Here is a 21,633-nt window from a genome sequence, read left to right on the forward strand (position 1 = left end):
GGTCTAATGACCGGGCCCAACGCTTCAGCTGGGCTATTGCGCCATTATTTCCTGATAGCGCTTTTGATATTCGTCATAAGGCAGGTTCTGATCAGTGAGCTTCTGGAGTTGGACCTGTTTGTACTGACTCTTCGTCATAGGTCCAGGTGTCGGCTGCACGGGCGCAGCGGAGTATTTTGATGGCGCCCCTCCTCCGACCTTCGACCCGCTACGGGCATAGCTGCTCACAGTCCCATCAGGAGCAATGGTCACCGTCGTGCTCTCTACCTCTGTACCAATACCGGCGAAACCGACATAGGCATATCCCCAGCCCAGCACTTGCGACCCGTCGGAATTTTGTGTGACCGCCGTCGGTGGCCCGAGTAAAGCAATCACTTCACTGCTGGTGGTTTTGCCTTTGACCAAGCTGTCGATCTGAGCTTGCTCGATTTTTGTGCCACTGGTGGCGCAACCCGAGAGAAGCGCGGCCATTGAGAGGCAAAGAAGCATCTTTTTCATAAAGTCCCTTTCTTGAGGTCGGCAAACTCAAGCCTAGCCAAGGCTGCCAACAAGCCGTAATGAGGCGAATCTAGCACCATTATTTAGCCACTACGAGTTGAAAGCTTTCTCCTCACAAAAAATTAGCAACCGTCAACGCTCAAAAACAATTTGCTAATTTATTTAGCTGTTGCTAATTTACAGCCACTCCTTCGCCACCTCATGGCGAAACAAGAGCACCTCAATTTTTGCGAAAGCCATCACCGCGGCCGGATATCGGCTTGCCTGGAGAAACACATTGAGCACCAACCAATACGATTCCCGCACTGCCGACAAGTTTGTGGTGCGCCTGCCTGACGGCCTGCGCGCTGACATTGAAGCAGCCGCGAACGCCGCGGACCGCAGCATGAACAGCGTGTTCGTCCAAGCCGTGCGTCAGTATCTGGATGGACAGAATCGCCAAACCCTGCTGCTGGACGCGCTGGCAAGTGCCGTCGCTCCGCTCGCGCCTGTGAGTTCCAGCCTATGAGCCGCAGTAACGGACAACTGGGCGAGCGCCTGATCGAGCTGTTCAACGCCTTGCAGCGTCGGGAAACCACCTTCGGCCAGATCTACGCCATGTCCGCATCATGCGGCATCGACGCGCGCAGGGTACTGGCAGACCACTTTCAAGGTGGTGAACTACATGGCTAAGACAGTACTGCGAGTGCGCCTCGATGGCGTGGCGTTCTACATGAACACCGAAAATTCTTCGCCTGGTACCGGACACCGGAACAGGTTTCGCTTGTTCAAGACAGAAAACTACGGGCGCGACAAATCCGGCTGGATTCAGGTGGGTTCTATGGCTGGCCAGGAGCTGTTGGAAATAGAAGATGACGGCGCCTTGCTGAAAGCGTGTGAAAAGCTGTTCGCCAGCAAGAGGCCACACCAATACGGCCTACATGGCGCGATACGCGGAAAACCCGGCAAATGGGAGGGCGAGGCCTTTCCCGTCAGGAAGTCAGTGCAAACCGCCTCCTCCATCGAACAGTGATGACTCTATGGCCAAGTCAACTGCATTACTAACCAAAGAGACCGCTCCTCGCTTCCTCAGAGCGTCCACTGCCCCTGCGTACTTGGGCATGTGCAGAGAAGAATTTAACAAAACGGTTCGGCCCAACGTTCGCGAATTCCCCATTGGGAAACAGGGAGTTGGCTTCGACCGCATCGAGTTGGATGAATGGGCAGATTCTTGGGCTGAGTCCATGGCAATTGAAAAGCAGGCCGATCAGGACAACAATCGCCCCCGCAGTGAGCGCCAGGGCAAGAAGAAAGGAGAATTGCCATGGCCCAAAAAGCTATCACCGGCCTCCAGCAAATGCCGAACGGCATCTGGAAGATCGACAAAAAGTACAGAGGAGAGCGAATTCAAGAGAGTACTGGCACTTGTAACCGCGCCGAAGCTGAGCAATACCTGATCCACAAGCTGGAGCAGTTGCGCCAGCAGAAGGTGTATGGCGTTCGACGGGTCAGGACCTGGCGGGAAGCGGCAACTCGCTTCCTGCTGGAAGTGAAGGATCAGGCATCCATCCATATTTCAGCTACGTATATGGAACAGCTTGATCCTTTCATTGGCGATATGCCGCTGACCCACATTGATGATGACGCGCTAGCCCCCTACGTTCGGTCGAAGCTCAACCCAGCCACGGGGAAGCCGGTCTCGAATCGAACGGTGAACATCGCGCTACAGCGGGTTATTCGGGTTTTGAACCTCTGCGCGCGGAAGTGGCGGGACGAAGATCGCCGGCCATTACTCGACGTAGTACCGATGATTTCCCTGTTGGATGAGAAGACGAACAGCCGAAAGCCCTATCCGCTTTCGTGGGAAGAACAGTCGATCCTGTTCGCCGAGCTGCCGGCGCACCTTCAGACCATGGCGATGTTCAAGGTCAACACAGGGTGCCGGGAGCAGGAAGTTTGCAAGCTGCAATGGAATTGGGAAATTGCGGTACCGGAGCTTGGAACGAGCGTGTTCCTGATCCCGGCCGGGTTTGGGGGCAGGAGTGCGAGGTCCGGCGTAAAAAACCGGGACGAACGCCTGGTCGTGATGAATGACGTTGCCAAGTCGGTGATCGAGAAGCAACGCGGCAAGCATCCGCTCTACGTGTTCCCGTTTGGCAAGCCTGATGGCGAGGGGAATGAAACGACGGTTCACCGCATGAACGACTCGGCCTGGAAGAAGGCGCGGATTCGGGCGGCAAAGAAGTGGCAGGAGAAGTTCTTGCGGCCGGCACATGACGGCTTTACCAGGATCCGCATACACGACTTGAAGCACACCTTTGGGAGAAGGCTACGTGCTGCTGGCGTGACTGAGGAGGATCGGAAAGCGTTGCTCGGCCACAAGAACGGAAGCATCACCAGTCACTACTCGGCGGCGGAACTGGATCAGCTGATTGCGGCGGCAAACAAGGTATCAGCAACCGACTCACGCGCACCAGCGTTGACGATTCTGAAACGGAGGGAGGCATGATGAAAAACGCCAGGGTCACTCGGAAAGTCACTATGGCAGAAACAACAAAGCCGCTCGAAAGCGGCTAAGTCATTGAATAATATGGTCGGGACGGAGTGATTCGAACACTCGACCCCTAGCACCCCATGCTAGTGCGCTACCGGACTGCGCTACGCCCCGACTAGGCGTGAAACTGGGTTCGCTTCGTAAAGAAGCGATCAGGAATATACCGCAAGCATTTGAAATGTGGAAGTATTTTAAAGGCTTGTTTCACTTTTTCAAAACCACCAGTACATCTTCCAGTTCGGAGATCATCTGGCGGATCAATTGCTTGTATTGGGTGGTGTCTTCTTTGGCTTCATCACCGGACATACGCTGGCGTGCGCCGCTGATGGTGAACCCCTGGTCGTACAGTAACGCGCGGATCTGTCGGATCATCAGCACATCCTGGCGCTGATAATACCGACGGTTCCCGGTGCGTTTGACGGGGTTGAGTTGAGGAAACTCCTGCTCCCAATAGCGCAGCACGTGCGGTTTTACCGCACATAGCTCGCTGACTTCACCAATGGTGAAGTAGCGTTTGCCTGGGATGACGGGTAGCTCGTCGTTATGACTTGGTTCCAGCATAAGCCTCAACTCGGGCCTTCAACTTCTGCCCTGGACGAAAGGTGACCACACGGCGAGCCGTGATCGGGATTTCTTCTCCCGTTTTTGGATTGCGGCCAGGCCGCTGGCGTTTGTCCCGCAGGTCAAAATTGCCGAAACCGGACAATTTGACCTGTTCGTTGTCTTCCAGAGCGTGCCTGATTTCTTCAAAAAACAGCTCGACCAATTCCTTGGCCTCGCGCTTGTTCAGACCCAACTCTTCGTACAGACGTTCCGCCATCTCAGCTTTCGTCAAAGCCCCCATACGTCACTTCCTTAACGTGGCGTTCAACCTTTGTTCGAGCGAGGTGAGGATATTTTGCGTCGTGGTATTCACCTCATCGTCATTAAGAGTGCGCGATGGATGCTGCCAGGTCAAGCCAACTGCAAGGCTTTTTCTATGCGGATCAATGCCTTTACCCTGATAGACGTCAAATAGCCTGAGGTCCGTCAGCCATTCGCCTGCATTTTCTCGGATTACTTCCAGCACGGCACTGGCCGCCACATCACGATCCGCCACCAGGGCGAGGTCACGACGCACTTCCGGGAAACGCGACAGCTCGCTGAATTTAGGCATCTTGCCCGCAGCGACTTCAGCCAACACCAACTCGAAGACGAACACCGGACGGTCAAGACCGAGGGTTTTCGACAGTTCAGGGTGGATAGCGCCAACGAAACCGACCAGGCGGCCTTCACGCTCGATGCGCGCAGTCTGGCCTGGATGCAATGCCGGGTGGCTGCCCGGGACAAATGCGAAGGCATCCAGCGCGCCGGCAAAGCCCAGCACCGCTTCCACATCAGCCTTGACGTCGAAGAAGTCCACCGGATCGCGCCCCTGGGCCCAACCCTCAGGCAGACGGCTGCCGCAGACCACACCGGCCAGCATCGGCTCCTGCTTCAGGCCGTCCAATTGGCCGACAAAGCGCAGGCCGCTTTCGAACATGCGCACGCGATCCTGCTGACGGTTCAGGTTATGGGAAAGTGCTTTCACCAGGCCTGGCCACAGGGACGAACGCATAGCCGCCATGTCGTTGGAGATCGGGTTGGCCAGCAACAGCGGCTCGACACCCGGGCTGAACAGTTCGAACTGCTTGGGATCAATGAAGCTGTAGGTCACCGCTTCCTGATAGCCGCGAGCGACCAGCAGACGACGCAGCTCCGGCAGGTGCGCACGGGCTTCGGTCTTGGGCTGTGGGGCCAGGCGCGCTTGCGGGTAACGAACCGGCAGGCGGTTGTAGCCGTACAGGCGGGCCAGTTCTTCGATCAGGTCGACTTCAAGGCTGATATCGAAGCGATGGCTTGGCACTTCTACGCGCCACTGCCCTGCCCCATCAGCGCTGATGTCCAGGCCGAGGCCGGTCAGCAGACTGACAATTTGCGCTTCTTCGATCACCAGGCCGAGCATCTGCTCGACGCGTTGGGCGCGCAGCGTCACCGGTGCAATCGACGGCAAGTACTGCTCGTTGACAGTCTCGGTAATCGGGCCAGCTTCACCGCCGGTGATTTCCAGCAGCAGGCCGGTGGCACGCTCCATGGCTTCACGGGCCAGTTGCCAGTCCACGCCACGCTCGTAGCGGTGCGAGGCATCGGTGTGCAGGCCGTAGGAACGGGCCTTGCCTGCCACAGCGATCTGGTCGAAGAACGCGCTTTCAAGGAACACGTCACGGGTCGTCGCCGACACGCCACTGTGCTCACCCCCCATCACACCGGCAATGGCCAGGGCGCGGGAGTGGTCAGCAATCACCAAGGTATCGCTACGCAGGGTGACTTCCTGGCCATCGAGCAAGACCAGCTTTTCGCCTTCCTCGGCCATGCGCACGCGAATCCCGCCGTTGATCTCGGCCAAATCGAAGGCGTGCAGCGGTTGACCCAGCTCCAGCATCACGTAGTTGGTGATGTCGACGGCGGCATCGATGCTGCGCACGTCGGCGCGACGCAGGCGCTCAACCATCCACAGCGGGGTCGGCCGGGACAGGTCGACATTGCGAATGACACGGCCCAGGTAGCGCGGGCACGCGCTTGGCGCCAGCACTTCGATGGAACGCACTTCGTCGTGGACTGCCGGGACCGCGGTCACTACTGGACGTGTGACAGGCACGCCGTACAGCGCACCGACTTCACGGGCCAGACCGGCCAGGGACAGGCAGTCGCCACGGTTCGGAGTCAGGTCGACTTCGATGCTGGCGTCTTCCAGGTCGAGGTAGGCACGGATGTCCTGGCCCACGGGCGCATCAGCCGGCAGCTCCATCAAGCCATCATTGCCTTCGCCCACCTGCAACTCCGCCTGAGAGCACAGCATGCCGTTGGACTCGACGCCACGCAGCTTGGCTTTCTTGATCTTGAAGTCACCGGGCAGTTCGGCACCGATCATCGCGAACGGGATTTTCAGGCCTGGGCGCACATTTGGCGCACCGCACACAACCTGGAAGGTTTCCGCGCCGTTGCTGACCTGGCACACACGCAACTTGTCGGCGTCCGGGTGCTGCTCGGTGCTGAGCACCTCGCCCACCACTACACCGCTGAAAACACCGGCGGCCGGCGTAACGCTATCGACCTCAAGACCGGCCATCGACAGACGAGCAACCAGCTCATCGCGATTTACCTGCGGGCTTACCCAGCCACGCAGCCATTGTTCACTGAATTTCATCCTGCTCTCCTAAAGGTTCGTTACGACTAGCGAAATTGCGCGAGGAACCGCAAGTCGTTGTCGAAGAACAGGCGCAAGTCGTTCACGCCGTAACGCAGCATGGCCAGACGCTCGACGCCCATGCCGAAGGCAAAGCCCGAGAACTCTTCCGGGTCGATCCCGGACATGCGCAGCACGTTGGGGTGAACCATCCCGCACCCCATGACTTCCAGCCAGCCGGTCTGTTTGCAGACACGGCAGCCTTTACCGCTGCACATCACGCACTCCATATCGACTTCGGCGGATGGCTCGGTGAACGGGAAGTAGGACGGGCGGAAACGTACCGCCAGCTCTTTTTCGAAGAACACCCGCAGGAATTCTTCGATGGTGCCTTTGAGGTCGGCGAAATTGATGTCGCGATCAACCAGCAGGCCTTCGACCTGGTGGAACATCGGCGAGTGGGTGATATCGGAGTCGCTACGGTACACACGGCCTGGGCAGACGATGCGGATCGGCGGCTGCTGCGATTCCATGGTGCGGACCTGTACCGGCGAGGTATGGGTGCGCAACAGCATGTTCGCATTGAAATAGAAGGTGTCGTGCATCGACCGGGCCGGGTGATGGCCTGGGATGTTGAGCGCCTCGAAGTTGTGATAGTCGTCTTCGACCTCAGGGCCTTCGGCAATGCCGTAGCCGATGTGGGTAAAGAACTGCTCGATACGTTCCAGAGTCCGGGTCACCGGATGCAGACCGCCAGAGGTCTGGCCGCGGCCAGGCAGGGTCACGTCAATGGACTCGGCGGCGAGCTTGGCCGCAAGATCGGCCTCCTCGAACAACGCCTTGCGTGCATTGAGAACCTCTGTGACACGCTCCTTGGCAACGTTGATCAGCGCACCGACTTGCGGGCGCTCTTCGGCCGGCAGATTGCCCAGGGTCTTCATCACCTGAGTCAACTCACCTTTCTTGCCAAGGTATTGAACCCGGATTTGCTCCAGGGCATTGATATCTTCAGCGCTTTGCACAGCCTCAAGAGCTTGAGCGACCAGCGCGTCCAGGTTTTCCATGTACAGACTCCAGATACAAAATAGGGGAAGAGCTTGAAGGCTCTTCCCCTATTTATGACGTTTACCACCTTGGACTACGGAGTAGCCCAGGGTGACTGTCGGGGGTACTTAAGCCAAGGTGGCTTTAGCTTTCTCGACAATCGCAGCAAACACCGCTTTTTCGTTCACGGCCAGTTCAGCCAGAACCTTACGGTCGATTTCGATGGACGCTTTTTTCAGGCCAGCGATGAAACGGCTGTAGGACAGACCGTTAACACGAGCACCAGCATTGATACGAGCGATCCACAGAGCGCGGAACTGACGTTTTTTCTGACGACGGTCACGGTAGGCGTATTGGCCTGCCTTGATTACCGCTTGCTTGGCAACACGGAATACGCGTGAACGCGCGCCGTAGTAGCCTTTAGCGAGTTTCAGAATTTTTTTGTGACGCTTACGGGCAATGACGCCACGCTTTACACGAGCCATGAGTTACTTCCTCTATTCTTGATCCAAAATTAACGAAGGCGCAGCATGCGCTCGACTTTTGCCACGTCAGACGGATGCAGCAAGCTGCTACCGCGCAGTTGACGCTTACGCTTGGTCGACATTTTGGTCAGGATGTGGCTCTTGAAAGCGTGCTTGTGCTTGATACCGTTAGCAGTTTTCAGAAACCGCTTAGCAGCACCACTTTTAGTCTTCATCTTTGGCATGTTCGGATACTCCGCATTCAGTTGATAAACATAATCAGAAGGCCTGCCGTGCCCTATTGATTACTTCTTCTTTTTCGGGGCGATGACCATGATCAGCTGGCGTCCTTCCATCTTAGGATGCTGTTCGACGGAACCGTACTCCAGCAGGTCAGCTTCAACCCGCTTGAGGAGTTCCATACCCAGCTCCTGGTGGGCCATCTCACGGCCGCGGAATCGCAAGGATACCTTGGCCCTGTCCCCATCACTCAGGAAACGTACCAGGTTGCGCAGTTTTACCTGGTAATCCCCTTCCTCCGTCCCTGGACGAAACTTGATTTCTTTAACCTGGATCTGCTTCTGGTTTTTCTTGGCTGCGGCAATCTGCTTCTTCTTTTCGAAGATCGACTTGCCGTAATCCATCAGCTTGCAGACAGGAGGTACAGCATCGGCGGAAATTTCCACCAAATCGAGCTTGGCTTCTTCAGCCTTAAGAAGCGCGTCTTCAATTGACACAATCCCAAGCTGCTCACCCTCAGCCCCAATTAACCGAACCTCGCGTGCCGAGATATTCTCGTTGATCGGGGCTTTCGGTGCAGCTCGTTTATCTTGTCTCATTTCACGCTTAATAGTAATTACTCCGAATCTGGGCGACCACGCCGGGAAACCGCTTGCGCGAGGAACTCAGCGAACTGGGCGACGGGCATCGAGCCCAGGTCAGCACCTTCACGAGTACGCACAGCGACAGTCTGCATCTCGACTTCCCGATCTCCGATAACCAAAAGATAGGGAACCTTGAGCAAAGTATGCTCGCGGATTTTAAAGCCGATCTTTTCATTTCTCAAGTCGGACTTGGCACGAAATCCGCTTTCGTTGAGTGTTTTTTCAACTTCAGCAGCAAAATCGGCCTGTTTATCAGTGATATTCATGATCACTGCCTGAGTCGGAGCCAGCCACGCAGGGAACGCGCCCTCGTAGTGCTCGATCAGGATCCCGACGAACCGTTCGAATGAGCCGAGGATCGCCCGGTGCAGCATAACCGGGTGTTTACGGCTGTTGTCTTCGGAGACGTATTCGGCTCCCAGACGGATCGGCAGGTTAAAATCGAGCTGCAAGGTACCACATTGCCAGACACGGCCAAGGCAATCTTTCAGCGAGAACTCGATTTTAGGACCGTAGAAGGCGCCCTCACCCGGCTGCAGATCGTACGCAAGGCCCGCACTATCTAGCGCAGCGGCCAGTGCAGCTTCGGCGCGATCCCACAACTCGTCGGAACCGACGCGTTTTTCCGGACGAGTGGACAGCTTCATTTCGACGTCGGTAAAGCCGAAATCGCGATAAACGTCCATGGTCAGCTTGATGAACGCGGCGGATTCGGCCTGCATCTGCTCTTCGGTGCAGAAGATGTGGGCGTCGTCCTGAGTGAAACCGCGCACACGCATGATGCCGTGCAGTGCACCCGATGGCTCGTTACGGTGGCACGCACCGAACTCGGCCAGGCGCATCGGCAGCTCGCGGTAGCTCTTCAAGCCCTGATTGAACACTTGCACGTGGCAAGGGCAGTTCATCGGCTTGATGGCGTAGTCGCGGCTTTCCGACTCGGTGGTGAACATATTGTCGGCGTAGTTGGCCCAGTGCCCGGATTTCTCCCACAGGCTACGGTCAACCACTTGCGGCGTCTTGATCTCCAGATAGCCGTTTTCACGCTGCACCTTGCGCATGTACTGCTCAAGCACCTGGTACAGGGTCCAGCCGTTCGGGTGCCAGAACACCATGCCCGGCGCTTCTTCCTGGAGGTGGAACAGGTTCAGGCGCTTACCGATTTTACGGTGATCGCGCTTCTCGGCTTCTTCGATGCGCTGGATGTAGGCCGCCAGCTGCTTCTTGTCAGCCCAGGCGGTGCCATAGACCCGCTGCAGTTGCTCGTTTTTCGCATCGCCGCGCCAGTAGGCACCGGACAGCTTGGTCAGCTTGAACGATTTGAGGAAGCGCGTATTCGGCACGTGCGGGCCACGGCACATGTCGACATATTCTTCGTGGTAATACAGGCCCATGGCCTGTTCGTCCGGCATGTCTTCCACCAGACGTAGCTTGTAGTCCTCACCACGGGCAGTGAACACGTCGATCACTTCGGCGCGTGGCGTGACTTTCTTGATGACGTCGTAATCTTTCTCGATCAGCGCGTGCATGCGCGCTTCGATGGCGGCCATATCGTCCGGCGTAAAAGGACGCTCGTAGGCGATATCGTAATAGAAGCCTTCGTCGATGACCGGGCCGATCACCATCTTCGCGGTGGGGTACAGCTGTTTGACCGCATGGCCAATCAGGTGCGCGCAAGAGTGGCGAATGATCTCCAGCCCCTCTTGATCCTTGGGCGTGATGATTTGCAGGCTGACGTCGCTGGTGATCAGGTCGCTGGCGTCAACCAGCTTGCCGTCGACCTTGCCGGCCACGGTGGCCTTGGCCAGGCCTGCACCAATGGATGCGGCGACCTCGGCTACGGAAACCGGATGATCGAATGAACGTTGACTGCCGTCGGGAAGAGTAATAGTTGGCATGGCGCCTCCTCTCCTAGTGGTGACCCCTACCAAAGGTCACGTGGGTTGGGATGAGCCAGTACAAGATCCAACACCAGGCCGTTCATTGCTGAACGCCTGCCTTACAGCGGCAGGAGCCTTTCGGCCAACCGATAATCGAACCAGAGTGACTGGAGTTAAACAAAAAAACCCGGCACGAAAAAAGCCAGGTCGCTGATGCTAGCACAGATGAACGGTCATAGCGCCGCCCCACCGCCGCGCAAAGGCAAACTCCAGGCTTTTACAGGCAAAAGTGAACTTGGGCTGTACGTCAGGCCTCAAACACACTGAAAATCGCCGTCCGTCATCTCGACTCAAGGAGCATCTAACCATGCGCAGCACCTCGATCTTCGCCCTTGCCGCTTCCCTGGCCCTGTTCTCCATTGGCGCTCAAGCCGCCGCCCCGTCCAACTGGCCTGCAGGCGCCCGGGATAGCTTTGTCCAGGACTGCAGCGCCGCCGCCAGCCAGAACGTTGATGCCAAAACCGCCAAAGCCCATTGCGAATGTGGCGCGGATAAAATCAACGCTGAATTGAGCACTGCGGAAATCAAGGAACTGATGACCAACCAGAACGCCAGCGCGGAGCTGAAAAACAAAGCCGTCGCAGCTATTTCGTCCTGCAAGGTCGTGAAGAAAAAGTAAGCGTGGCGAGAAATCAGACCGAAAAAACGGCCTGAAAACCCACTGAAAACTGCTATTTCTCACAATTTACATTGCTTTTACGGCTTTTTTTACTAGCTGATATTTCTCGCTAAAGCCCCGTAAACCGGGGCTTACAGCCATCCAGGGCACTGAAGAAAACGCGTTTGATTGGCAAACAGTGCCTTGGGGGGGCTCCCAAGCCGGACATTTCGACTATGATAGCCCAGTGTGCCCAGTTGGCCTGAGCAGCACAGTACTACTGAAAATATATGTTTCTTGGAGATACACCATGTCTAATCGCCAAACCGGCACCGTTAAATGGTTCAACGATGAAAAAGGCTTCGGCTTCATCACTCCTCAAGGTGGCGGTGACGACCTGTTCGTACACTTCAAAGCTATCGAAAGCGACGGTTTCAAAAGCCTGAAAGAAGGCCAAACCGTTTCCTTCGTGGCTGAGAAAGGCCAAAAGGGTATGCAAGCTGCACAGGTTCGCGCAGAGTAATCTCTACGCCGATCTAAAAAACCCCGTCCATGTGACGGGGTTTTTTATGGGTGACACAAAAGTGTTGTGTTATCAGCCGCAGTTGACGCGGGTGATCACTAGATTGTCATCGGTGTTGAGGTTCAGGCGATCGGAACGGTATTCGAGGGTGATCATGTCGTTGGGCTTGAGAATACGGGCATTCTGCGCACCGGCACGGGTACGGGCCTGCTCCAGCAATTGCGGCGAGGCCTTCTGGCCGATGGCGAACTGCGCAGCCTGCGATTCACAGCGCGTGTGAACAGGCTCAGCCGCGGCCGTGTCTTTGGCCGGCTCGGAGGTACCCGAAGTACTGCAACCCGCGAGGACGGCTGCCGCCAACAAGGTACCGAATGATGCGAGCTTCCAAGGCATGAAGCCTCCTTTGAGAAAAATGGACAGAGATCGTGCGACCGTGATTTGGCCAATTGGTTTCAGAATTGTCACAATTGGCTGTAGGCGAGTCTGCCTGACTCTACGCCATGGCTTGATGAATCAATCGTCACCAGATATGAATAAATCTCAGTAGATGTCGATGTAGTCAAACGGCGGCTTTGGCCAGTTCTGCTTCAGCGCATTGAAAATCTGCATCACCCACACCTCATCACTGGCCGCCACCTTGCCGACATAGCCAGACCCAGCTGCCCAGGTCTCCAGGCGAAACAACAACCCATCAATCTGCATCCCTCCCACCACACAGGAAGAGATATAGGCGATACCGGCCTTGGTAACCCGTAGCTGGGTGTGCTGATCGTCGCTGGCACTGGCAATCATTTGGCGAACAGCCTCCAATGTGAGGCTCTTGGGGTTGGTCAAGTCGATGTGCACGTGGCGTGTCCTGGTAATTAAACAGGGGGCCAGTGTCGCACAGCGTCCCCCTCATGCCTAAGTAGCAGTGCCAAACGCAGCGCAAAATGGTTAACTCTGCAGGCCTGTCCAGCCTTTGCGAGCCGCGAGAACCCGATGACCATCGTTACCATCAATGCCGACATCAAAGCCAAGTGGCCCCAAGGGCAAAGCTCCTACAGCCCGGGCAGCCCGGAAGAGTTGGCGATCATCGGCATCGACCTGCTGGTCAAGGAGCTGGGCACCCAGGCAGCGCAGGCCTTTATCGGCCAGATATTCGAGAAATACCCGGCCGACCATATGGGGGTCGAAGACCCTCTGCGCGAATAGTTACCGGTCGACGAGCGCCGACCGGCAGGCAGCTTACTTCAGGCGCGCAAGGCGCTCGGTGAGCAAGTCGAAAAACCCCTGGGCGTCGCCGTTTTCCACCCAAAACACGTTTTTATCGTGCTTGAGGCCATCGTACCAATCGACGATGGTCTGGCCGAACGTCGGGCCTTCGCGGCTATCGACCACCATGTTGGCCTGGCGTCCGGTGAACAGCTCGGGCTTGAGCAGATAGCCGATCACGGTGGCGTCATGCACCGGGCCACCCGTCATACCGTAGTGCTCCATATCCCCTTTGACGTATTCGTTGAGAATACTGCCCACTATCTTGCTGGCGTTGTTGTTCAAGTCGGCGATCTGCTTCAGGCGCGCTTCGCTGGTGAGGATCTTGTGGGTCACGTCCAGCGGCAGGTAAGTCAGCTTGACGCCACTTTTGAGGACGATTTCAGCAGCCACCGGATCGGCAAACAGGTTGAACTCGGCCACCGGCGTAATGTTGCCGCCGTTGAAGTGCGCGCCGCCCATGACCACCACTTCCTTGATGCCCTGGGTGATTTCCGGTGCCTGGGTCAACGCCAGGGCCAGGTTGGTTTGTGGGCCTAGCATGGCAATGGTGATGCTATGGGGCTTGGCGGTGCTCAGGGTCTTGATCAGGTAGTCGACCGCATTGCCTTCGGCCAGGCCTTTTTTCGGCTCGTGCACGGTGACACCGGAAATACCTTCCTTGCCATGGATATTCTCGGCATAAATCGGCGTGCGCAGCAGCGGCTGTGGCGCGCCGGCATACACCGGAATCTCTTCACGCCCTGCCCACTCACGGGCCAACCGTGCGTTGCGCGAGGTCTTGTCCAGCCGCACGTTGCCGGCCACGGTGGTCAACGCCCGGATATTCAGCTCCTGCGGGGACGCCATCGCAAACAGCAGCGCGACCACATCGTCAGCGCCCGGGTCGGTATCAATGATCAGGTCGATTTTTTCCGCCGCCTGGGCGCTTGCAGCAGTTAGCACGGACAAAAGCAGCACACTCCGAAACAGGTGTCGCAGGGTTGGGGTTCTACGTTGCATGACGCACTCCTTGTCATTGTGGGAAACGCTAGAAAGTCACGCCAGACACCAGCGCGATATTACAGTAGGGCTGGCACTCGCCTGTGCGCACCACCGCGCGCGCCTTGTGGCTGAGCAGCTTGAACGCGTCATGACTCAGCAAGCGACGCTCGCCCAGTTCGCCCTGGTCCAGGGCATTGAGGTCAGCCAGCGCCGGTGGCTGCTTGTGCAAGAGTTCCTCGGCCAGTACGTGGCTTTCCACCTGCATCTCGCTGAGCACCACGCGCAAGGTGCTGATGAAGTCAGGAATACCCTGGGTCAGCGCCAGGTCGATCAACTCCACACCCGGCGGCACTGGCAGGCCGGCATCGCCGATCACCAGGATGTCGCCATGACCAAGGGAGGCGATCAGCCGCGACAGGGCAATATTGAGCAATGGGGTCTTTTTCATGGGCGAACAAAGCCTTGGACGTCATGCAGCGTAGGAATAGAGGGTTGGGCTCCGGCGCGGGTGACCGACAGGGCCGCCGCGACCTGGCCAAACCGGATGGCCTCGGCCTCGCTCTGGCCGCTGGCCAGCGCTGCCGCAAAGCCACCGACAAAGGTGTCGCCTGCCGCCGTGGTATCCACGGCCTGCACTTTGGGCGCCAACAGGTGCTCGAACCCTTGGCCGTCGGCGAACAGCGCCCCCTGCGAACCCAGGGTCACGATGACCTTGCCCGCCCCGGCTTTGAGCAGATGGGTCGCCGCAACCTTGGCGGAGTCCAGGGAATCGACCGGCACCCCGCTCAAGGCCGATGCTTCACTTTCGTTGGGGATCAGGTAGTCAATGCAGGCGTACCAGTCTGCCGGCAGCGGGCCGCTGGCGGGCGCCGGGTTGAGGATCACCGTCTTGCCCAACTCACGGCCACGCTTGAGGGCATACCCCACGGTGTCCATGGGCACTTCGAGCTGGCAGACAATCACCTCGGCCGCCTGCAGCACGGCGTCGAACGCCAACAGCGACGCGGGGGTCAGTTGGCCGTTGCTGCCGGCCACAATCACAATCGCATTCTGACTGCTGTCATCCACCACAATCAGCGCGACACCACTGGAACCCGGCACCTCACTGACGGCCTGACAGTCGATCCCTTCCACCAGCAATGCATCGCGCAATTGAGCGCCGTAGGCATCGCTGCCTATGCAGCCGATCATCGCAACCTCAGCCCCCAGGCGCGCCGCAGCGACCGCCTGATTGGCGCCCTTGCCGCCCGGAACGGTGGCAAACGACTGGCCAACCAGGGTCTCACCGCCGCGAGGCAGCCGGCTGGCCCGGGTCACCAGGTCCATGTTCAAACTGCCTACTACCACTACTGTTGCTGGCATACGTCAATACTCATCAATTCGTTCAGCGGTTTGAGGCAAACACAGCAGCCAACGGCGCCGTTGACTCACGCAAGACAATGCTCGGCGTGACAATGCGCTGGTCAACCGGCAATTGCGGTGTCGCAATCCGTCGCAGTAACAACTCCGCCGCCGTTTCCCCCAATTGCAGGATCGACTGACCCACAGTGGTCAACGCGGGGTACACATAGCGGCTCATTTGAATGTCATCAAAACCAATCACCGACAGCTCGGCGGGTACCCGCAGGTTGCGCTCGGCGGCCGCCCGCAATACGCCAAAACCGATCATGTCGTTGCCGGCAAATATCGCGCTGGGCGGGTTGTCTGCCAGCAACTGCACCGCCGCCCCATAGCCACCGGTGCTGGTGAAATCGCTTTCCAGCACGCGACTGGCGGGCACCGCGATCCCGGCCTCCTGCAACGCACGCTGGTAGCCGGCCAGGCGCATCTGCGCCACACGGGTATGGGCGGGCCCGCCAATACAGGCGATATCCCGGTGCCCCAGCGCCACTAAATGCCGGGTCGCCAGGTAGGCGCCCTGCTCGTGGTCAATGCGCACCAGGTCCACATCCACGCCTTCCAGGCCCCGGTCGACAATGACCATGGGCGTGCGCACGCCTTTCAAGCCAGCGGCCAGGCCATCGTCATCACCACCGACGGAGGTGACGATCAAGCCGTCGACACGCTTCTCCAGCAACACCCGCAAATAGTTGCGCTGTTTCTCGGCGTTATCGTCGGAATTGCACAGGATCACGCAGTAGCCATTGCGCTCGCAGTAATCCTCGATGCCCCTGGCCAGCTCCGCGAAATACGGGTTGAGGCTGTTGGGCACCAGCAGGCCGATGGTCGCCGTGGTCTTGGCCTTCAGCGAACGGGCGACCGCGCTGGGCACATAGTCCAACTGCTTGATCGCGGCTTCGACCTTGAGTCGCACGGGCTCGCTGACCGGGCGTGTCCTGTTCACCACATGGGACACTGTGGTGTAGGAAATCCCCGCAAGCGCCGCCACATCCTTGATGGTTGCCATGGCTTAGCCCCGCCGACTGGCGCGTTGACTGCGGTAGGTGTCGAGCACCACGGCAATCACGATAACGGCGCCGGTAATGATGCGTTTGGTCGGCTCGGTCGCACCGATCTGCGCCAGACCGGCCGCCAATACAGAAATAATCAGCACCCCAAAGAATGTACTGATCACCGAGCCACGCCCGCCCATCAGGCTGGTGCCGCCGATCACCACTGCGGCAATCACCTGCAGCTCCAGGCCTGAGCCAGCGTTCGGGTCGGCCGCTTCCAGGCGCGAAATCTGGAACAGCGCCGCCACCCCAGCCAGCAGCCCCATCAGGCTGAACACCAGGATTTTGTAGGGTTTTGGATTGATACCCGCCAGGCGCACCGCCTCTTCATTGGTGCCGATGCCGATCAGGTAGCGACCAAACACGGTACGCGTCAGTACCGCGTGGGCCACGATAATCACCAGCAACGCAATGATGAACGACGGCGAGATACCAAAGGCCACCGGGTTGGACAGCCAGGCAAAGGAGTCACCGATATAGGCAGTGCGCGACCCGGTCATCTGGTAGGCCGCACCACGGGCCATTTCCAGCACCCCCAGGGACACAATGAACGACGGAATCCGCCAGGCCACGGTGATCGAGCCGGTGATGGTGCCGGCCAGTGCCGCGCAGCCCATGCCGAGCAAGGCTGCGGGTATCACGCTCCAGCCCCAGCCGAGGATCGCCACGCTGACCGCAGACGCGGCCAGGGCCAATACCGAGCCCACCGACAGGTCAATGCCGCCGATGATCAGGATGAACGTCATGCCCACCGCCAATACCATCAGGTCGGGAATCTGGTTGGCAATGGTGCTGAAGGTGCCATAGGACCAAAAGTGGCTGCTCAGCGCCGAGAACAGCGCAATCATCGCCAGCAATGCACCAGCCAGACCCAGATAGGTGCCCAGGCCGTAGAAATTACCGCCGGCTTTGGCGGTTGGAGTTGCTGTTTTCATGGGTTTGTCCTGGGCGCGGCTTCGTTGAGCAACGCATCACGTTTCTGATAGCCGGCAAATGCGGCAGCAAGCAATTCATCCTGGGTCCAGCTGGCACGCTCGAAGGTCTCGATCAAGCGCCCGGCAGACAGCACACCGATGCGGTCACAGATCAGCATCAGCTCCCGCAGGTCGCTGGACACCACCACCAGCGCCTTGCCCTGACGAGTCAAGTCACCCAGCAGCGCATAGATATCAAACTTGGCACCCACGTCGATGCCACGGGTGGGTTCATCAAACAGCATCACTGCGCAATCACGCTCCAGCCAGCGGCCGATCACCACTTTCTGCTGATTGCCGCCCGACAACTCAGACACCAATTGCGCCGGGCTGGAGCTGCGGATACGCATGGCGTCAATCTGCCGCTTGGCCAGGGCCGTTTCGTCGCGCCCATTGACCAGGCCGGCGCTGGACACCTTGGCCATATTGCCCAGGGCCGTGTTGGCGCTGATGGACTGGCTCAACAACAGGCCCTCGCCCTTGCGATCCTCGGTAATCAAGGCAATGCCATGGCCTACTGCATCCACCGGCGAACGAATGCTCACCACCCGGGCCGGCGAGCCGAGGGCTACCGTGCCACTGTCGGCCAGGTCGGCACCAAAGATCAGGCGCAGCAACTCCGTACGGCCGGCGCCGATCAAACCCGAGATGCCGTAGATTTCACCGGCTCGCACTTCAAAGGACACGTCGCGAACCTTGTCCGCTCGGGTCAGGCCCTTGACCGTCAATGCCGGCGCGCCGATGGTGCGCGGACCTAGGTCGATGTGCTCACCCAGCTCACGACCGACCATCAACGTGACCAGTTGTTCGCTGTTGTAATTGGCCATCGGTTCGACACACACCAACTGGCCGTCACGCAGCACTGCAATGCGTTGGGCTACCCGTGCCAGCTCTTCCAGTCGATGGGAAATATAGATAATTGCCACGCCCCGGGCCTGCAGGCGGGTAATTTGCTGGAACAGCATCTCGACTTCACGGGCGGTGAGCATCGCCGTCGGTTCGTCGAGGATCAGCACATGGCAATCGCCGATCAGGTTGCGGGCGATCTCGACCATCTGCTGATGGCCAATGCCCAAGCTGCCGACCAGGGTGTCCGGGCCAATGGCATCCAGGCCCACGTGTGCCATGGCCTCAATCGCGGCCTGGCGCAACTGCTTGCGGCTGATCCAGCCACCGCGGTTGGGCAGGTTATCGAGGAACAGGTTTTCGGCCACGGTCAGGGTCGGCAGCAGGTTGAGCTCCTGCATCACCATACGGATCCCCTGCTTTTCCGCCTGGGTCCGGCTGGCGGGGGTGTATGCCTGACCATTGAACTGCATCTGGCCAGTGGTTGGCGTGACCAGACCGCCGATGATCTTCGACAAGGTGCTTTTGCCCGCGCCATTCTCACCCGTCAACGCCAGCACCTCGCCGCGATTAAGCGTCAGGGTGATGTCGGACAGGACGGGCTGGGCATAGGTCTTACCGATACCACTGACCGAGAGGACAGGGGTCGGTGCGGAAGATGACATAAGAAAATCTCCAGGCGCCCGCTCCATGTGAGCGGGCGCTGTAGTGCGCGGCCAGGGGTTATTGCTTGAGGACGAGCTCTACCGGCGTTTCGATCACGCCGTCCACGGACTCGACTTTTTCGCCCTTGACCAGCTTCAGCGCATTCTGGATACCAAATACGGCTTGCTGGGCAGCCGCCTGGTCGGCGGTGGCCAGGACGCGACCGTCGTTGAGCATCGGCTTGATCGCAGCGATGTTGTCGTAGCCAACCACTTGGACCTTGCCCGCCATGCCCGCTGCGCGCACCGCTGAAACGGCGCCCAGGGCCATGTTGTCGTTACCGGCCAGCAGCGCCTTGAGGTCCGGGTATTCGCTCAACATGGCCGCCGCCACCTTGTTGCCCTGGTCGATTTCCCAGTTACCGGACTGCACGGACACAATCTTCATACCGGCCGCACCCATGGCGTCCTTGAACCCGGCGGTGCGTTGCTGGGCATTGGTGGTGGTCGGGACGCCTTCGATAATGCCGACTTTATCGCCACTCGCCAGCTGTTTGGCCAGGTACTCGCCGACCAGACGCGAACCCTTGCGGTTATCCGGGCCTACAAAGGGAACCTCGAGGTTTTTGCTTTTCAACACTTCAGGGTCCAGGCGGTTATCAATGTTGACCACCTTGATCCCGGCATCGGAGGCTTTCTTCAGCACGTTGACCAACGCCTTGGAGTCGGCGGGTGCGATGACGATTGCGTTGACTTTGGCGAGGATCATCTGGTTGACGATATCAATCTGCGCCGAGGTATCGGTTTCGTTCTTGATCCCGTTGGTGATCATGTCGAAATCGGCGGCATGGGCTTTCTGATAGTCCTTGGCACCGTCTTGCATGGTGACGAAAAACTCATTGGCCAGGGATTTCATCACCAGGCCGACCTTGGGTTTGGCGGCGGTGTCATCAGCGAATGCAGAGGAGAGAGGCAGGGCAGCGGATGCGGCAGCCAGCACGGCGGCAGCAAGCAAACGTCCAGCGAATGGAAGCTTCATGGGTTCACTCCGATCTTATGATTATTGTGAGCAACGCCTGCACATTCACTTCACTCACCGAGTGCCGTGAAACACCTCGCAAACGTTTGCGCTAAACAAACTATGCGAAGGCTGCCGAATTTTGTCAACGAAAGAAAAGGGCTTTTTCTTCGTTGGCTCTACCTCCTGCCCTACAGCTCGACCAGCTCCTGGCTAAACATCCGGGCTGGGTGATCGTTCTCTAAAAACGACAGATCGGCAGGCACACCTCAGAAGGATGCTGCTGATTTTCCCAGGGTGATTTTCGGACAACCGAACACCACAGCCTCCTGCGTTCGGATATTCGGACACGAGCTGAAGCCAAGAGATCACGCAGCATCAAAAAATATGATTTAAATCAACAAGTTAAAATCAAACCCCAAACAAAATCCCGCTGGTACAAATCCTGCTCTTAATCAGCACCTTGTGGCGCTCAGCGCAGCCCGGGGTGTTCTGGATGAACCTGCACAAGCACTCATCAAAACTAGAGAGAAAAATAATGAAATCTGCACTCAAGAACTTTGTTCCGGGCGCTTTAGCCCTGCTGCTGCTCTTCCCCGTGGCCGCCCAGGCCAAGGAAGTTGAATCCAAGACCAAACTGTCCAACGTAGTCGTGCTGGCCACTGGCGGCACCATTGCCGGCGCTGGCGCCAGCGCGGCCAACAGCGCCACCTACCAGGCGGCCAAGGTGGGTATCGAACAACTGATCGCCGGCATTCCGGAGCTCAGCCAGATCGCCAACGTGCGCGGCGAGCAAGTGATGCAAATTGCTTCCGAGAGCATCACCAACGAAAACCTGCTGCAACTGGGTCGTCGTGTCGCAGAACTTGCCGACAGCAAAGACGTGGACGGCATCGTGATCACCCACGGCACCGACACCCTCGAAGAAACTGCCTACTTCCTCAACCTGGTGGAAAAAACCGACAAGCCTATCGTGGTCGTGGGCTCCATGCGTCCAGGCACTGCCATGTCGGCCGACGGCATGCTCAACCTGTACAACGCTGTGGCTGTTGCCGGTAGCAAAGACGCACGCGGCAAAGGCGTCCTGGTGACCATGAACGACGAGATCCAATCGGGTCGCGATGTCAGCAAGATGATCAACATCAAGACCGAGGCCTTCAAAAGCGCCTGGGGCCCACTGGGCATGGTCGTAGAGGGCAAATCCTACTGGTTCCGCCAGCCGGCCAAGCGTCACACCATGAACTCGGAGTTCGATATCAAGAACATCAAGAGCCTGCCCGACGTTGAAATTGCCTACGGTTATGGCAACGTCAGCGACACCGCCTACAAAGCCCTGGCCCAGGCTGGCGCCAAAGCCATCATCCATGCCGGCACCGGCAATGGCTCGGTACCGGCCAAGGTAGTACCTGCCCTGCAGGAACTGCGTAAGGAAGGCGTGCAAATCATTCGTTCTTCCCACGTCAATGCCGGCGGTTTCGTTCTGCGCAATGCCGAGCAGCCTGACGACAAATACGACTGGGTTGTGGCCCATGACCTGAACCCGCAGAAAGCCCGCATCCTGGCCATGGTCGCCCTGACCAAGACCCAGGACAGCAAGGAACTGCAGCGGATGTTCTGGGAATACTAAGTTACTGACACACCGCTAACACCCTTGTAGGCGCCGACAGGGACAACAGGTCGTTGTCGGCTCCTGCAAAAAATCCTCGCTGTACACCAATCCGCGTAAACCGTTGTCACACGGACTTCTTGAATTTTAAGCAGTTGCGAATTTACT

The 21,633-nt window shown here is 58.2% G+C and carries 26 protein-coding genes and 1 tRNA gene; 8 read left to right on the forward strand and 19 right to left on the reverse strand.

From position 1 onward, the window contains the following. Positions 1-33: 33 nt before the first annotated feature. Positions 34-498, reverse strand: coding sequence for a hypothetical protein (locus PSH73_RS17035; protein WP_305461045.1), 465 nt, complete (start codon positions 496-498; stop codon positions 34-36). 277 nt (positions 499-775) lie between these two features. On the opposite strand from PSH73_RS17035, the gene PSH73_RS17040 reads away from it, so the two are divergent. The 4 genes from PSH73_RS17040 (at position 776) to PSH73_RS17060 (ending at position 2,986) form a co-directional block, all read left to right on the forward strand. Next, positions 776-1,006: an Arc family DNA-binding protein gene (locus PSH73_RS17040; protein WP_305461047.1), complete on the forward strand. Its 231-nt coding sequence runs from the start codon at positions 776-778 to the stop codon at positions 1,004-1,006. Further along, the gene (locus PSH73_RS17045) at positions 1,003-1,170 is read left to right on the forward strand and encodes a hypothetical protein (RefSeq protein ID WP_305461049.1); all 168 of its coding nucleotides are present in this window, start codon (positions 1,003-1,005) and stop codon (positions 1,168-1,170) included. Before PSH73_RS17040 ends, PSH73_RS17045 begins: the two co-directional genes overlap by 4 nt. Beyond that, positions 1,163-1,510 carry a hypothetical protein gene (locus PSH73_RS17050; protein WP_305461051.1) on the forward strand — a complete coding sequence of 116 codons (348 nt, stop codon included), beginning with the start codon at positions 1,163-1,165 and terminating at the stop codon, positions 1,508-1,510. Before PSH73_RS17045 ends, PSH73_RS17050 begins: the two co-directional genes overlap by 8 nt. Positions 1,511-1,801: 291 nt before the next feature. Further along, complete coding sequence (locus PSH73_RS17060) at positions 1,802-2,986, forward strand: tyrosine-type recombinase/integrase (protein ID WP_370694588.1); 1,185 nt, start codon at positions 1,802-1,804, stop codon at positions 2,984-2,986. An 82-nt stretch (positions 2,987-3,068) separates the two neighbouring features. Here PSH73_RS17060 and PSH73_RS17065 read toward each other — a convergent pair. From PSH73_RS17065 to thrS, 9 genes are all read right to left on the reverse strand, one after another. Continuing rightward, positions 3,069-3,145 (reverse strand) — tRNA-Pro (locus PSH73_RS17065). 90 nt (positions 3,146-3,235) lie between these two features. Continuing rightward, complete coding sequence (locus tag PSH73_RS17070; RefSeq protein ID WP_057960163.1) at positions 3,236-3,592, reverse strand: MerR family transcriptional regulator; 357 nt, start codon at positions 3,590-3,592, stop codon at positions 3,236-3,238. Then, positions 3,573-3,875 carry an integration host factor subunit alpha gene (ihfA, locus tag PSH73_RS17075; RefSeq protein WP_002553164.1) on the reverse strand — a complete coding sequence of 101 codons (303 nt, stop codon included), beginning with the start codon at positions 3,873-3,875 and terminating at the stop codon, positions 3,573-3,575. The genes PSH73_RS17070 and ihfA overlap by 20 nt, the downstream gene beginning before the upstream one ends. A 3-nt stretch (positions 3,876-3,878) precedes the next feature. Further along, positions 3,879-6,257, reverse strand: a complete 2,379-nt coding sequence (gene pheT, locus PSH73_RS17080) for a phenylalanine--tRNA ligase subunit beta (protein WP_057960164.1) — start codon at positions 6,255-6,257, stop codon at positions 3,879-3,881. Between the two features lie 26 nt (positions 6,258-6,283). After that, the gene (gene pheS, locus PSH73_RS17085; protein ID WP_057438636.1) at positions 6,284-7,300 is read right to left on the reverse strand and encodes a phenylalanine--tRNA ligase subunit alpha; all 1,017 of its coding nucleotides are present in this window, start codon (positions 7,298-7,300) and stop codon (positions 6,284-6,286) included. A 108-nt stretch (positions 7,301-7,408) separates the two neighbouring features. Further along, positions 7,409-7,765 (reverse strand): 50S ribosomal protein L20, encoded by a 357-nt coding sequence (rplT, locus tag PSH73_RS17090; protein WP_003174975.1) that lies wholly within the window; start codon positions 7,763-7,765, stop codon positions 7,409-7,411. A 29-nt stretch (positions 7,766-7,794) separates the two neighbouring features. Further along, complete coding sequence (rpmI, locus tag PSH73_RS17095; RefSeq protein ID WP_002553160.1) at positions 7,795-7,989, reverse strand: 50S ribosomal protein L35; 195 nt, start codon at positions 7,987-7,989, stop codon at positions 7,795-7,797. Between the two features lie 60 nt (positions 7,990-8,049). Further along, positions 8,050-8,601, reverse strand: coding sequence for a translation initiation factor IF-3 (gene infC, locus PSH73_RS17100; protein WP_169960276.1), 552 nt, complete (start codon positions 8,599-8,601; stop codon positions 8,050-8,052). Beyond that, positions 8,601-10,523, reverse strand: a complete 1,923-nt coding sequence (gene thrS / locus PSH73_RS17105; protein ID WP_057960165.1) for a threonine--tRNA ligase — start codon at positions 10,521-10,523, stop codon at positions 8,601-8,603. The genes infC and thrS overlap by 1 nt, the downstream gene beginning before the upstream one ends. Before the next feature lie 349 nt (positions 10,524-10,872). On the opposite strand from thrS, the gene PSH73_RS17110 reads away from it, so the two are divergent. Both PSH73_RS17110 and PSH73_RS17115 read left to right on the forward strand, forming a co-directional pair. Continuing rightward, positions 10,873-11,184 (forward strand): hypothetical protein, encoded by a 312-nt coding sequence (locus PSH73_RS17110; RefSeq protein WP_029294244.1) that lies wholly within the window; start codon positions 10,873-10,875, stop codon positions 11,182-11,184. 289 nt (positions 11,185-11,473) lie between these two features. Continuing rightward, on the forward strand, positions 11,474-11,686 hold the full coding sequence (locus tag PSH73_RS17115; protein WP_007905882.1) for a cold-shock protein: 213 nt from the start codon (positions 11,474-11,476) through the stop codon (positions 11,684-11,686). Between the two features lie 72 nt (positions 11,687-11,758). Here the strand turns inward: PSH73_RS17115 and PSH73_RS17120 are convergent, their stop codons facing one another. Both PSH73_RS17120 and PSH73_RS17125 read right to left on the reverse strand, forming a co-directional pair. Continuing rightward, complete coding sequence (locus PSH73_RS17120) at positions 11,759-12,079, reverse strand: I78 family peptidase inhibitor (RefSeq protein WP_057438633.1); 321 nt, start codon at positions 12,077-12,079, stop codon at positions 11,759-11,761. Positions 12,080-12,226: 147 nt separating this feature from the next. After that, positions 12,227-12,532 (reverse strand): hypothetical protein, encoded by a 306-nt coding sequence (locus tag PSH73_RS17125; protein WP_057438632.1) that lies wholly within the window; start codon positions 12,530-12,532, stop codon positions 12,227-12,229. Positions 12,533-12,667: 135 nt separating this feature from the next. Between PSH73_RS17125 and PSH73_RS17130 the strand changes: the two genes are divergently transcribed. Next, on the forward strand, positions 12,668-12,880 hold the full coding sequence (locus tag PSH73_RS17130) for a hypothetical protein (protein ID WP_029294233.1): 213 nt from the start codon (positions 12,668-12,670) through the stop codon (positions 12,878-12,880). A gap of 33 nt (positions 12,881-12,913) precedes the next feature. On the opposite strand, the gene PSH73_RS17135 is transcribed toward PSH73_RS17130, so the two are convergent. From PSH73_RS17135 to PSH73_RS17165, 7 genes are read right to left on the reverse strand one after another with little or no spacing between them, the layout of a single operon-like run. Further along, positions 12,914-13,942 (reverse strand): nucleoside hydrolase, encoded by a 1,029-nt coding sequence (locus PSH73_RS17135; protein WP_057438631.1) that lies wholly within the window; start codon positions 13,940-13,942, stop codon positions 12,914-12,916. 28 nt (positions 13,943-13,970) lie between these two features. Beyond that, positions 13,971-14,372 (reverse strand): D-ribose pyranase, encoded by a 402-nt coding sequence (rbsD, locus tag PSH73_RS17140; RefSeq protein WP_057438630.1) that lies wholly within the window; start codon positions 14,370-14,372, stop codon positions 13,971-13,973. Further along, positions 14,369-15,286, reverse strand: coding sequence for a ribokinase (gene rbsK, locus PSH73_RS17145; protein ID WP_057960166.1), 918 nt, complete (start codon positions 15,284-15,286; stop codon positions 14,369-14,371). Before rbsK ends, rbsD begins: the two co-directional genes overlap by 4 nt. A gap of 22 nt (positions 15,287-15,308) precedes the next feature. Beyond that, entirely contained in the window at positions 15,309-16,331 is a 1,023-nt protein-coding gene (locus PSH73_RS17150) for a LacI family DNA-binding transcriptional regulator (protein ID WP_057960167.1), read from the reverse strand. Between the two features lie 3 nt (positions 16,332-16,334). Further along, entirely contained in the window at positions 16,335-17,312 is a 978-nt protein-coding gene (locus PSH73_RS17155) for an ABC transporter permease (RefSeq protein WP_057960168.1), read from the reverse strand. Next, complete coding sequence (locus PSH73_RS17160) at positions 17,309-18,862, reverse strand: sugar ABC transporter ATP-binding protein (protein ID WP_057960169.1); 1,554 nt, start codon at positions 18,860-18,862, stop codon at positions 17,309-17,311. The genes PSH73_RS17155 and PSH73_RS17160 overlap by 4 nt, the downstream gene beginning before the upstream one ends. A 58-nt stretch (positions 18,863-18,920) precedes the next feature. Next, positions 18,921-19,880, reverse strand: a complete 960-nt coding sequence (locus tag PSH73_RS17165) for a sugar ABC transporter substrate-binding protein (protein ID WP_057438626.1) — start codon at positions 19,878-19,880, stop codon at positions 18,921-18,923. 517 nt (positions 19,881-20,397) lie between these two features. On the opposite strand from PSH73_RS17165, the gene PSH73_RS17170 reads away from it, so the two are divergent. Then, complete coding sequence (locus tag PSH73_RS17170; RefSeq protein WP_057438625.1) at positions 20,398-21,486, forward strand: asparaginase; 1,089 nt, start codon at positions 20,398-20,400, stop codon at positions 21,484-21,486. Positions 21,487-21,633 lie beyond the last annotated feature (147 nt).

Source organism: Pseudomonas sp. FP2294, from assembly GCF_030687625.1.
Lineage (GTDB): Bacteria > Pseudomonadota > Gammaproteobacteria > Pseudomonadales > Pseudomonadaceae > Aquipseudomonas > Aquipseudomonas shahriarae.